Annotated in this window: 11 protein-coding genes; all 11 read right to left on the bottom strand. The window is 39.8% G+C overall.

What is annotated here, in order from left to right; translation table 11 throughout:
* Positions 1-51: 51 nt before the first annotated feature.
* On the bottom strand, positions 52-381 hold the full coding sequence (locus NXG62_RS01345; protein ID WP_091649313.1) for a YerC/YecD family TrpR-related protein: 330 nt from the start codon (positions 379-381) through the stop codon (positions 52-54).
* A gap of 94 nt (positions 382-475) precedes the next feature.
* Complete coding sequence (locus NXG62_RS01340; RefSeq protein WP_427113258.1) at positions 476-4,201, bottom strand: PolC-type DNA polymerase III; 3,726 nt, start codon at positions 4,199-4,201, stop codon at positions 476-478.
* Between the two features lie 34 nt (positions 4,202-4,235).
* Positions 4,236-5,714, bottom strand: a complete 1,479-nt coding sequence (locus tag NXG62_RS01335; RefSeq protein WP_427113257.1) for a VanW family protein — start codon at positions 5,712-5,714, stop codon at positions 4,236-4,238.
* A complete protein-coding gene (gene holA, locus NXG62_RS01330) occupies positions 5,714-6,742 on the bottom strand; it encodes a DNA polymerase III subunit delta (RefSeq protein WP_427113256.1) in 1,029 nt (342 codons plus the stop codon). Before holA ends, NXG62_RS01335 begins: the two co-directional genes overlap by 1 nt.
* Positions 6,739-8,874, bottom strand: a complete 2,136-nt coding sequence (locus NXG62_RS01325; RefSeq protein ID WP_427113255.1) for a ComEC/Rec2 family competence protein — start codon at positions 8,872-8,874, stop codon at positions 6,739-6,741. Before NXG62_RS01325 ends, holA begins: the two co-directional genes overlap by 4 nt.
* Positions 8,871-9,398 (bottom strand): helix-hairpin-helix domain-containing protein, encoded by a 528-nt coding sequence (locus NXG62_RS01320; protein ID WP_427113254.1) that lies wholly within the window; start codon positions 9,396-9,398, stop codon positions 8,871-8,873. Before NXG62_RS01320 ends, NXG62_RS01325 begins: the two co-directional genes overlap by 4 nt.
* A gap of 198 nt (positions 9,399-9,596) precedes the next feature.
* Positions 9,597-9,779, bottom strand: a complete 183-nt coding sequence (locus NXG62_RS01315) for a hypothetical protein (protein WP_427113253.1) — start codon at positions 9,777-9,779, stop codon at positions 9,597-9,599.
* A 24-nt stretch (positions 9,780-9,803) separates the two neighbouring features.
* Positions 9,804-11,195, bottom strand: a complete 1,392-nt coding sequence (scfB, locus tag NXG62_RS01310) for a thioether cross-link-forming SCIFF peptide maturase (RefSeq protein WP_427113252.1) — start codon at positions 11,193-11,195, stop codon at positions 9,804-9,806.
* Between the two features lie 61 nt (positions 11,196-11,256).
* Positions 11,257-11,397 (bottom strand): six-cysteine ranthipeptide SCIFF, encoded by a 141-nt coding sequence (scfA, locus tag NXG62_RS01305; RefSeq protein WP_427113251.1) that lies wholly within the window; start codon positions 11,395-11,397, stop codon positions 11,257-11,259.
* 64 nt (positions 11,398-11,461) lie between these two features.
* A complete protein-coding gene (locus tag NXG62_RS01300; protein WP_322351554.1) occupies positions 11,462-11,857 on the bottom strand; it encodes a DUF2262 domain-containing protein in 396 nt (131 codons plus the stop codon).
* Positions 11,858-12,081: 224 nt separating this feature from the next.
* Positions 12,082-13,281, bottom strand: a complete 1,200-nt coding sequence (gene megL / locus NXG62_RS01295) for a methionine gamma-lyase (RefSeq protein WP_427113250.1) — start codon at positions 13,279-13,281, stop codon at positions 12,082-12,084.
* Between the last annotated feature and the right edge of the window lie 76 nt (positions 13,282-13,357).

The raw sequence follows: 13,357 nt of genomic DNA, 5'->3' as shown, positions 1-13,357 counted from the left end.
CTTCAAGTCTAAAAAAGGCCTGCTAAAAAGCAGGTCTTTTTTCATACAACTCTATTTCTTTTTTTCCAACTTAATCATTTCCGGATGTTTTTGGGCCATACGGTCAAGAATTTTATCGTAACCGCCGCTGCCATACATAAGACAACGTTTAATGCGGCTGATCGTTGCCGTACTAGCCCCGGTTTTTTTGACGATGTCTTCATATATGTCACCGGCCTTGAGCATTCGTGCAACTTCAAGTCTTGCAGAAATGGCTTTCATCTCTTGAACCGTACACAAATCTTCAAAAAACTCGTAGCACTCATCCAAATCTTTTAATTCTAAAATAGATTCAAATAATTGATCATGAAGATGATCCTTCAATTTTTCATTGGCACTCATAATGACACCTCTCTCGCCTTTTGCTTTTACGCTTTATCCTATTAAATTCATTTATTTATTATAAAGCAGAAATATACAAATGTCGATAGGCAAATTACATGGCAAACAAGTCTATCTGTTCATCCTCCGGCAAATCCCCCAAACATCCTTGTTCTGACATTAAATCAATGAGTGATTGCGAAACCTTGCCGCGCATCTTAAGATCCGCTTTAGAACTAAACGGCTGCTGCTTGCGAGACGTAACGATCTGTTCAGCAACATTTTCTCCCAATCCTTCTACCGATGTAAACGGAGGCAGTAATTTTCCATCATAAATGGTAAATTTCGTTGCTGCCGATAAATTAATATCGACATTCAGAAAAGAATATCCGCGTAAACTCATCTCCACAGCTATTTCCAATGCGGAATACAGATCCTGATCCCGAGGAGATGCCGCTTTACCCTGTGCCGCAATTTCTTTCATAGCACGTCGTTGTGCCTCCAATCCCGGAACCATACACGATAATTTGAACGCCTTTGCCCGGATGGTAAAAAAAGCAGCATAATAAGCCAATGGTTGATTAATTTTAAACCAAGCAATACGAAACGCCATCATTACGTACGCCACCGCATGGGCACGCGGGAATAAATAACCAATTTTGTGACATGATTCAAGAAACCAGTTGGGAATATGAGCCGCTTTAAGTTCTCCTTCGTAGTCCGTAGTCTTTTGACCGAGTTTATTTTTCTTATCAATCCCTTTCCCTTTTCGCACATTTTCCATGACCTTAAAACCGGTTTTTGGTTTTACTCCGTGCTCAATCAAATAGTTCATAATATCATCACGCGTAGAAATGGCTTCTTTTAAAGGAACGGTATGAGAAGTAATTAAATCCTTGGCATTATTGAGCCATACATCCGTACCATGAGAAAAGCCGGAAATCCGCACCAATTCAGAAAACGTCTTAGGTTTAGTATCAACCAGCATCTGCCGGACAAAAGAAGTCCCGAATTCAGGAATTCCCAGGCTTCCCACTTCACTGCCCAGCTCCTGCGGATCCAAATCCAGTGCTTTGGTAGAGCTAAATAAACTCATGGTTGCCGGATCATCAAAAGGCACCTTCGTCGCATCAAGACCCGTCAAATCCTCAAGCATGCGTATGAATGTCGGATCATCATGCCCCAGGATATCAAGTTTGACTAACCGTCCTTCGATAGAATGATAGTCGAAATGAGTCGTAATAATTCCTGAATCCTTTTTATTAGCCGGATATTGGACCGGCGTAAAATGATGGACATCCATATCACGTGGAATTACCATAACGCCGCCGGGATGCTGACCCGTTGTATTTTTGACGCCGGTACAACCAGAAACAAGGCTATTGACAAAAGCATCGTTAACCTTAATACCCTTGGAATCGGCCCATTTCATAACATAACCATATGCCGTTTTATCTTTGACCGCGCCAATAGTACCAGCACGGAAAACATTATCTTTACCAAAAAGTTCTTCTGTGTATTTATGGGCTTTAGGATGATATTCACCGGAAAAATTCAAATCAATATCCGGTACTTTATCTCCATCAAAACCCAAGAAAATAGCAAACGGGATATTATGTCCATTTTTTTGCAATTGTGCGCCGCACACCGGACACTTTTTATCGGGCAAATCAAATCCGCCGCCTACGGATCCATCTTCAAAAAACTCGCTGTGCTTACAAGACGGACAAACATAATGAGGTGGCAGCGGATTTACTTCCGTAATCCCTGACATCGTCGCAACAAAAGAAGAGCCAACGGACCCCCGTGAACCTACAAGATATCCATCATCGTTAGAGTGCTTTACAAGCTTATGTGCGATATAATACAATACACCAAACCCATGACCCAAAATAGATGTAAATTCTTCTGTCAATCGATCTTCCACAATATCGGGCAAAGGATCTCCATAAATCTCATGCGCCTTATCATAACACATTTGTTTCAATGCTTCCGATGACCCTTCGATTTTGGGGAAATACAAAGTCTCCTTCGGTACAGGACGTACTTTTTCAATCATATCATTAATTTTATTGGGGTTCGTAATTACAACTTCTCGAGCCCGTTCTTCTCCTAAATAAGCAAATTCCTCCAACATTTCATCAGTCGTACGCAAATACAAATCAGGTTGAAAAGCAGCATCCTTAAATCCCTTGCCAGTCATTAAAATTTCACGATATATTTTGTCCTCGGGATTTAAAAAATGAGCATCACAAGTAGCCACCGTCATCTTCCCCAATTCATCACCCAACTTGATTATCGTACGATTAATATTGCGTAATTCTTCGTCGTTTTTCACCAATCCTTCCCGTACTAAAAACTGATTATTCGTAAGCGGCTGAATTTCAAGATAATCATAATAGGAGGCAATTTCTTTCAGTTTTTCATACGGTAAATTTTTCTGCACCATAGAACGCACAAGTTCACCCGCTTCACAAGCCGATCCCAATAAAAGGCCTTCCCTATATTCATTGAGTACAGCCCGGGGAATCCGCGGACGACTGCGATAGATATATTTTAAATGGGAAATACTGATAAGCTTGTACAGATTACGCAGTCCCACCATGTTTTTTGCCAAAATAACAATATGATATGATTCATCAATATGTTCATCAAACAAATACCCTTCCATACCATAAATAATTTTGACGTTATTCACGGGATTAGTCGCAATTTCCTGCAAAAGGGGAAAAGATTGAACCACTCCGTGGTCAGTAACAGCAACCGCCGGATGCTTCCATTTTTTTATGGTCTTAATAAGTTCTTTAACAGTAATAAGGGCATCCATATCACTCATAATAGTATGGAGATGCAATTCCACTCTCGGAGTTGGATTCGTATCTTCCCGTTCGACTACGCTGTTTTCAGCCGGCATAATATCATATACATTGAGTACATAATCATTTTGATAATTATCATACTTTACATCGCCATGTACACGAACAAAAACCCCTTCTTTGAGATTTTTCTGCAAGGCTTCAAACCGTTCGGGCGTCATAGAATCTTTACGACGATATTTTGCGTTAGGATTCCCTGCCCCTTTTGATATATCAATAAATTTTTTCGCTGATATACCATTTGTCTTATCTGCTATTTGAAATGACAACAGTATTCTGCCTGATTTCAATTCACGAAATTCCGCCTTAACTACTTTTCCTTTAAAGATAACTCCGTTTCTTTCTTCTCCAGAAACATCATTAATGGCTATTGTTTCACCAGTAAAACTTCTTCCCATCCATACGCGGCTGTCAACACCAGAAGCTGACTCTGTTCTTCCGGCAGAATTACCGCTTGACACTACTTTTTTAGGCCCATCGGCAACAGCCTTGCAAGCTTTGATGTACGCATCATCGCAAAGATCATCCGCTTCTTCATACAAATTTTCGTACATATCCTCATGAGGAATCGCATATCCTTCCTCATCTCGATCTGTTGTATCAACGATTTCCTCCATATCTTCTTCCGGCATGGGACGACCATCACAAGAAAGGTCGACACCGTTGGCAGTCTCACAAAGAGAATCAAAATCAGCGGCAGCATCATCCAATACCGCGGTATGAGCTGAAACGGGATTGGGTAAATTCGTTTTTACGGTATGATCAAGTATAACATCTCCACTAATAGATAATTGCCGGCAAACAGCTCTTTTCAAGGCCTCCAGATTCCGACATCCTTCACCATGGGTATATATATGCCACCTCTTACCGGCATCTGCCATGCATACTTTTTCAACAGTTATGCGATTTACATCGTCTAATTGTATTGTCATTGCATCCTTAGGAACAATATGATAGACCTTCATAACTTCTTTCCTCTCAAAAAATACTATACTATGATTAATCTGTCATGTCATGTAGTTTATTAATAATAACATCTTGTGGTGTCTCACCATCTAAATTTGTATCTTGAACCGTTTGTTCCGACGACGGCCCCAATGTACGAATAATTAATGTATTCGGATCATAATGCGATATAATTTTATCCGTATATTTATCTCCATCTTTGTATGACACATCACGCCGGATAGTTACATCATGTCCATCATATCCTTCTTGCTCGCGTACATCGTCCGTAACAGAGTCATCGTGTTTATAAATAACTTTATGCGGAAGCGTCTTTTGAGACAGCGTCGTAAAGGATACCTCACAAGTATCTGCGGCGTTCCCCAATATATATACAGTCAGCGCACTTCCTGTCATTACCGTATAAATATATATAGGATGTTTAAACGGATTGGTAAAGCCAAAATCCAAAGACCCATCAGCCACAGTAGCATCCATCCCTACCGGGACATATTCGGCAGGGGCAAAGTGGGGAGCCCGATGATCAATAATGAGCCCTGCTCTCAGAGCCGCATTGAAAAGAGTGGTACTTACCTGACAAACACCGCCGCCGGCATCCATGACCACCTTATTATCAAAGTAAACAGGCGCATCCTTATATCCTTTATCACGTGTACGCGTACCAACAGTATCATTGAAAGAGAAAGCTTTTCCTGCCGGTATCAATGCATGCGTCAGAAGATTCTGGCAAATTTTTATGTTGGCATCGCGGTCTGCAGCTGATGTATCAAAATGAGTCGTATAATAAGAAAGCACTGTATCAATCCCTTTTAAATCCTTCTCCTTGATGGCAGGTTCTTTGCGATCCTGTACCGTTATTGCAATATCCCCAGTATTCCCTTTGTGCAGTTCATCAAGAATCTGATTCTTCAGCTGCCCTGCATCAATCACGATACGATCCGTTCCATTATGCAAAATAACAGAACTGCCGTTAGGAACAGCATATGCATTTTTCTCTTCCACATCGTATGTATCATGAATCTGATTCGTAAAATCCGTAAGCATATCATCATTTACTTCGATAGCCAGCGGAACATCCTTTCCATATCGCAGCGTCGTATATACATCTGCTATGCGTTGTATAGGCGTACCGCTGCGCCCAATAAGAAATATGCCCTCATTGATGCGCTGCCGGTCATAATGGCCCTCCATTTTTTTTAAAGAAAGCGTTTCATCTACGCCTTGTGCCTTAAGCGAGATGGTTTTTTTATTCAAATCATTTTCTCTTTCATCAAGATACTGTTGAATATCCTCTTCGGTCATATTTGCAACAGGTTGTCCTTCCAATGTAACGGAATCAATCGTTTTACTCTGCGCAAAAAGAAATCCCCCAGTACTAACAATACAAATAACACCCAATGCAATTAATCCTTTTTTCCATGGAATCTGATGATGATGAATACCATGTTTTTCCTGATACCTGCGACGATATTCTTTCATCCGTTCCTTTCGTTCTCGTTCTTCTTCTGTCACTATAGGTGCCTTCCTTTTGAACTGCAATACAAGCAGATAAGCGGTACCATATCCTCGTGTGAACCCATTCCCCTGCGAATATTGAGCTGTAATTTAAATATGTTACTGATCAATTCATCTAATTCTGCCGCTGTCCAATATGTTTCTACCTTTTTTAAACTAAATAAAACATATTTTACGTTTCTCCCCTTATTGATTTGCGCTAAAACGGACTCACATTGCACCGTTCCAGCCTGACTATGTTTTAGTTCTTTGTATGCTTTTAACAGACGCAGACGTGACATCATGTACCCAGTATTTTTAAGAAACACATCTTGGCGGGAAAAAAGCCCTGTCAGCAACGGTATGGCATGACGACCATCACGGTGAAGAAATGCTTCCATAAAGGTAAACAAATTCTTTTCCATAGTGCCTGAAAACAGATGGGTTAGTTCGGCAACATCAATATGTGTTTGATGTTCATCAAGCATAATACAGAGTTTTTCTAGTTCTGAAAATACATACATAAGTGAGATAGATTCCCACGTTTGAAATAAGGCATGAAGATACTGTTCCGCTCTACTGGTAAGTATTTTTTGTTTTCCCTTCAAATATTCTGTTACATACATCATAGCATTGCGATCTGTAACAGGCTCACACTGTACTGTATCTGCTAAAGGTTTCAGTTTTTTATAAAAAATACTGCCCCTATCCACCATCCCTTTTGTATAAAAAAGAACGGCCTGCTGATCCGGCAAACGGCTGATTTTATCAAGGAACCATTCCTCATCTTTAGACAATTTACTCCGTGACCGTCCGCCATGTTTTACGGGTAGATAAGGAGATTCATTCCATATGCAGATACCTCCGCTGCCAAACAGAGAGGTTCCTTCAAAAGACTCCACAACGCGGGCAGGCGGTGTTTCCTTAGAAAACGTTTGAACATCTATATCACTGCCGAACGTTTTCCGACAAGAAAGGATAAACTTTCGGCGTGCTTCTTCCATTAGATATTCTTCTGTGCCATATATAATTTTTATAGAATTCATTCTGAATCACCACCATAAGAAGAAAATCTCCACTTCCCTTTACGAAATACGGCAATAATTTCACCCGTTCGAAAAGGAGAAAAACAAGGTATTCCATAATAGGCGGCCTCTTCCTGCCAATTTTCCCAGCCCATATCACCTTTGCCGCTGCGAAACAATATTAACGCAGCTGCCTCTTTAGGAAAAGATATCTTTTCGGTACCATATTGCAGTGATCGTATTTCAATACAAGACTTGGGAAATATAACACCATGAGGAAGCCTATCGCAAATATAATAAGGAACCATGCCCGGTACAGCTTCACAGTATTTCTGCTGATGTTCCTTATCAGCAGGAACGGTGGTAATATGTCCTATCGAAAACTGCTCTGTTAATTGCTGTGCCGTTTGTTTCGGCTCATACCCGCTGATATAAGCTGTATCAATGGAAAATATACCTTTATGGCGCAAAGCCGGAGTAAGGACACAGGCTATTTGTTCCGGATTGGACCATTGGCTCTTATTATACCACACATGGATAGAACTATCACTATGTATACTACATGTCGCTCTATCATTTCCCATATCGAAAACATAGACAACTGCTTCGGGTCTGTTCCATTGCCGCCATAAAACATTAATACTGACTAAAAGTACAGAAAATAATATTAATTTTTTTTTCTTTGGCAAAGGAAAAAATAATACTCCCACAAAAATATAATAGGCAATAACGGAAGACAGCGATAGTGCTCCGCTCCATATTCGGCTATACGGCAGGGCCGCAATGAAGTAATTTCCATGTACTGCCAAAGTAAGAAGCGGATTTATTATCCATAATAACACGGTCATTCCCGGTGTAAAAGAAATCCCCAAAAAAGCGGCAATAAGTCCTAACACAATAGTGCTGTCTAAAACAGGACCAATTATAAGATTTGCAAGGAAAGAATATAATGGGAACGCAAAGAAATTAGCAAACAAGAAGGGGACCAGCAATACCTGCGCACTGAGGCAGACAGTCATGCTTTCTTGTAAAAAATGTGGTAAACTGGCCAGTTTTTTTCTAACTGGATGCTGAAGCAAAACAATACCCGCCGAAGCGCCGCAAGACAATTGAAAACTTAAATCATATAAAAGATATGGGCTGTAAAGAACCATCGCAATGACTGCTGCTGCCAAAGCATGACAACTTGTATAATCACGCCTGGCAACCAGGCTATACGCGCTAATAAGTCCCATAATAACAGAACGAATAACGGGTGCTGTAAAATTTGACAAGGCACCATAAAAAACAACTAGCAGAGCCGATACGATAAATAATCTGCGTTCTCTTAATCCGAAAATACCCCCTGCCAATTGTACAATACTCAACAATAAAGAAACATGTGAACCTGATACAGAAAGTATATGAATAAGGCCTGTCGTACTAAAACTATCAATAAGCGTTTTCGGTAAATCTTCATAATGCCCGCCAAAAAGCAAACTGCTGAGGAGATATGAATTTTCTTTACTGAGAACCGTCATAAAATTCCGTGTCATATTTTCACGCATATTCCATGCAAAAAGCGGCCACCCGGAAGCTTCCTTTAAATATCGGATATCATTAAGAGTATCCACATATACCGCTCCTATCATATACCGTTCTCGATCCCGATGGCGTGCATCATACATTCCTGTATTTTTATAATATTTTACAGCATGTATGCTTCCCGTTATTCCAATATGAGTAGAAGGAAGCCACGACGGCAATGCAGGAAGCGTAATGTAGACCCGCCCGGAAGCAGCATACCGTAGGTCTTCTCCTTTATAGGAAAATTGAGTCAAAGAAAAAACATAGCGTGTCACCCTCCCTTTATCCGATTCATATGTATTTTTCTGCTCTTCAATAACACCTTCCATATAAAGAGTATGACCAATCAAATATACCGGAAGTTTATGATATTCCTCAGATACATATTGCAGCCGCCATGCTCCTAAGAAGAAAAAAAACGGTATAAGAAATACACAAAGCATTTTTTTCCTATAACGCATTTCCCCCATTGCTACAAGACTGATAAGCAATCCTGCAATATAATATTCACTCTGCAGATGCAGTATTTCTGCAGTTGCGATACCTCCGCAGCAAGCAACGGCTAATGCTAAACTAAAATATATCATGCAGTTACCTTATCTTTAATCTTATCAAATTTTGCAGTTCCGATTCCTTTAACCTTTTTCAAATCATCGCCGCTTTGGAATGCTCCATGTTCATTTCTGTAATCAATAATTTTTTTTGCCATAGAGGGACCTATCCCCGGCAATGTACACAGCTCGGCCTCCGTCGCTTGATTTATATTGATTACATCTCCTCCGGACTGCGTTGGTACCCCTTCTAAATTATAGGGAACGTGGATATGCATCCCATCATGTATTAATTCAGCCATATTTATACCGTCAGGACCTGCATATAACACCATATCGCCTGCATTATGAATAGCATCCCCTACTCTCACAGCTTCAGAAAATGAGTACAGCCCAGGTTTTCGAACTGCCCCTGTAATATATACGTAAATATCATTTTTTTTAGGCTTTTCTGCCATAACGACTTCTGCATGCTGCGGCGGTACCGCAATATAATCACTGCCAAACCATACAGCACTGCTTACAAAAACCAGCATAACAATTATTGCGACTTTTCTCATATTAGTGCCTCCTTATATATTTGATATTAAATAAACGATATAACTCATCACTTCTCTTACCATCAGAATCAATCCTGCTATTTTAATGTAAGTTTAAAGGAAGTTTAATCATTTTCTAATTACAAATAAACTTGCGGCACAAAAAAAGCTCTCCCAATGTATACAACATTCGGAGAGCAACTCAATATAAAAGTTCTGTTATTTGCGATTCTTTTCATGCATTTTTCTGCGCGTATTGCTTTTCATCCAACAATTCATTACACATATAAATACATCAAGTAAAAGAATGCCTACCATCACTCTTGATGGTCCATCATGCATAATAGCATATAAAGTGTAAAAGAAGACAACCGCCAATAAGGCATTTTTTAATTTATTCATAACCAACGCCTCTTACATATTTTTCTAGTTGCTGGATTTAGCTCTCTGCATAGCCAGAACAGCTTGAATATACATAGCACATTCAATACGCTTCTTTTGGATATGACAACTTAGTTCATAAGGAGTTTCAATAGCACCGCCATATTTAATATTGTTGGCATGACAACCGCCGCTGCAGAAAAATTTTGCCCAGCATTTTACACAAGTAGGTTTATTAAGAACATGAGTATCTCTAAAAATCTTTGGCAGTTTTTGATCTGTAACACCTGCATAGACATTACCAATGACATATCCGTCTTGACCTACAAATTGGTGACAAGGATAGATATCTCCGTTAGGAACAACGCACATATATTCATGGCCAGCCCCACAGCCCCGCAACCGTTTTGCAATACAAGGCCCCCGATATAAATCCATAATAAAATGATAATACACAAACGGACGTCCTTCATTATATCGTTTTAGATAAAAGTTTGTCAAACGGTCATATTCAGAATAGATTTCCGGCAAATCTTCTTCTGTAATCGCATACGAAAGATCATCCCCCACAACGGGTTCCATAGAAAGGCCCTTAAAACCGAGATCTGCCATATGGCGAACATCTTCTGTAAAATCAAGATTGTATTTTGTGTAGGTGCCGCGTACATAGTATTCTTCTCCATTACGGCGTTCTGCTGCTTTAACCTGATTTTCTGCACAGCGCTTATAAGAGCCATGTCCGCCGACATCAGGACGCATCCGGTCATGCACTTCCGGTCTGCCATCCAAGCTGAGAATCAAACTAATATGGTTATCTGTTAAATAGCTTATTTTTTCATCATCCAGAAGCATTCCATTGGTTGTCAGTGATAGTTTAAAAATCTTATCATGTATCTTTTCCTGTTCTCGTATATAGGAAATGGTCTGTTTTACAACATCGAAATTCATAAGCGGTTCGCCGCCGAAAAAGTCAATCTCGCAATGTTGTCTTTTATTTTTCGTACTTTCAATGAGTAAATCCACGGCATGCTTAGCTACGTCAAAGCTCATCAATTCTCGCTTGTGTGTGTCATAGTCTCCCGTAGAAGCAAAACAATATTTACAGCGCAAATTACAATCATGTGCAATATTGAGACACAAGGACTTAATAACCGGTTCTTCCTCCGCCACAACTTCAAAAGATTCACACATAGGTGCAAAAAGCATTTCTTTTTTAATGAGTTCATCTAATTCATCCAGTACTTGTTCTATATCTTTTTGAGCATATATTGAAATGAATTTTTCCAGAACCTTGTCTCGATTGCTGCCATTATATACATCGAGTATATCATACGTCATTTTATCAATAACATTCATAATGCCGCTGTTTACATCCAGTAACATATATGTTCCATTTTGGCAGTATTTGTGAATCATCGGTCTAATTTTTTCCGTCATAATTCCTCCATGCATAAGAATAGCCCTTTACCATTGTGGTAAAGGGCTGCTCAAAAATAACTTATTTGCTGCAAACCTGGTTACCTACCGTACAAGACGTTTTACAAGCGGACTGGCAGGATGTCTGACATTCGCTGCAGCCTGCATATTGAGCCGTCTTTTGGATAGATTCCGTATTAATTGTGATAATATGTTTTTCCATTGGAATTCACCTCGCATTTATGGTCACTATTATTTTAACACATGATATGTCTTTCTACAACATATCAAAGAAGCTTAAACCCTTTAAACATAAAGTTCTTCCCCATGCTGACAACAATAGAGTGCTCGTGAAATACGTCATTCGTATCAAAGAAAATATCAAAACCGCCTTGATACTGGACATACACGGAATTAATCCGTTCCAAATAACCTCGTATCTCCTCTGATGTAACTTCCGGTTCTCCGTCCTCACGCCATTTTTTATTTTTAAAATTGGCGATCAACGGCGCATGGGCAATGACACGGACACGATATTCCAATATCCATTCCCATATCTGCTTGCTATAGCGGACAGCTTCTTCATCATTTCCCTCCGGAAGCCCTTCCAGCGAAAACAAGACCGGCCTGTTTTCAAACATGATTTCATCCATATAACTGCCTTTAACATATTGCAAATTCATATAGAGAAAACCTCCCCTAAATAATTTATATATAGGAATGCCTTATTTCATCTTAGCAGAGTTGTAAAATTTGTCAAATGAAATATTCATATATTTTACCGGACATACATAACTATATATAATAACCAGCAATTACATCCCCGCCATACAACTTGGACAGCCGTGCACAAAAAAAGACTACTATCTGAATAAAGACAGCAGTCCTTTTATGACAAGCTACAATATTAAATAATTAAATCCAATGCCTGTTTAAGATCGGAAATGATATCTTCAGGATCTTCCAATCCGACAGATAACCGGACCAATCCTTCACTAATGCCAGCACTCGCCAATTCTTCTTTAGTATAAGTAGAATGCGTCATGGAAGCCGCGTGTTCAATCAACGTTTCCGCATCACCAAGAGAAACGGCAAGTTTACAAAGCTTTACATTATTCATGACGACTGCGCCTTCTTTGACACCGCCTTTAAGTTCAAAAGAAATCATGCCGCCGGACATACGCATTTGCTTTTGCGCCAATTCATAATAAGGAAAACTTTTAAGTCCCGGATAAGATACCGAAGCAACTGCTGGATGGGTTTCCAAAAACTGCGCTACCTTCATTGCATTGCTGCAATGGCGATCCATACGAATGGACAGTGTCTTCATGCCGCGGGCAATCAAAAATGCATCAAACGGGCTGAGTACAGCACCAGTCATATCTTTTAGTCCGAACATTTTAACATTGTTAATGTAGTCTTGCTTTCCGCAAACAAATCCAGCAATAACATCGCCATGCCCATTCAAATACTTTGTCGCCGAATGGACAACAACGTCAGCACCTAATTCCAGCGGGCGTTGAATATAGGGTGTACAAAATGTATTATCCACAATCACCATGCAATCATCAATCGAATGCGCAATTTCACTGACAGCACGGATATCCGTGATTTTTAATGTTGGATTCGCCGGTGTTTCCAAGTAAATAACTCTTGTATTTGGTTTTACCGCTTTTTTGACAGCTTCTAAATCTGCCATATCCACAAAAGTAACATCCACTCCATATCGTGTCATGCCATGGTTCAACAGAGAAAAAGTACATCCATAAAGCGTATCGCTGGCAATAACATGATCACCTGCATGAAGAGCCGTCCAAAGTGCCGCAGAAATAGCTCCCATACCCGAGGATGTAGCTACACAAGCTTCTGCTCCTTCCAATAATGCTAACTTTTCTTCAATAACCGTATTCGTCGGGTTGCCCAAACGCGAATAAATATATCCGCCTTCTTCTAAAGCAAATCTTCGGCCTCCTTGTTCTGCCGAATCAAACACAAATGTTGATGTTTGATAAATAGGACAAGTTAACGCACCAAAGGTGTTTGTAGAAGCACCGCCATGAATCGCTTTCGTTGCAAAACCCATTTTTTGTAATTGCTTTCTTTCCATGATTATCTCCTCCCAACTATTTTATCTGAGAAAATCATACCATAGAAATTTTTTTCTGAAAAATACCTATTAGTAG

This window comes from Megasphaera sueciensis (assembly GCF_050219315.1).
In the GTDB taxonomy this organism is placed as follows: Bacteria; Bacillota; Negativicutes; order Veillonellales; family Megasphaeraceae; genus Megasphaera_A; species Megasphaera_A sueciensis.
This window is presented reverse-complemented; position numbering and strand designations above follow the sequence as displayed.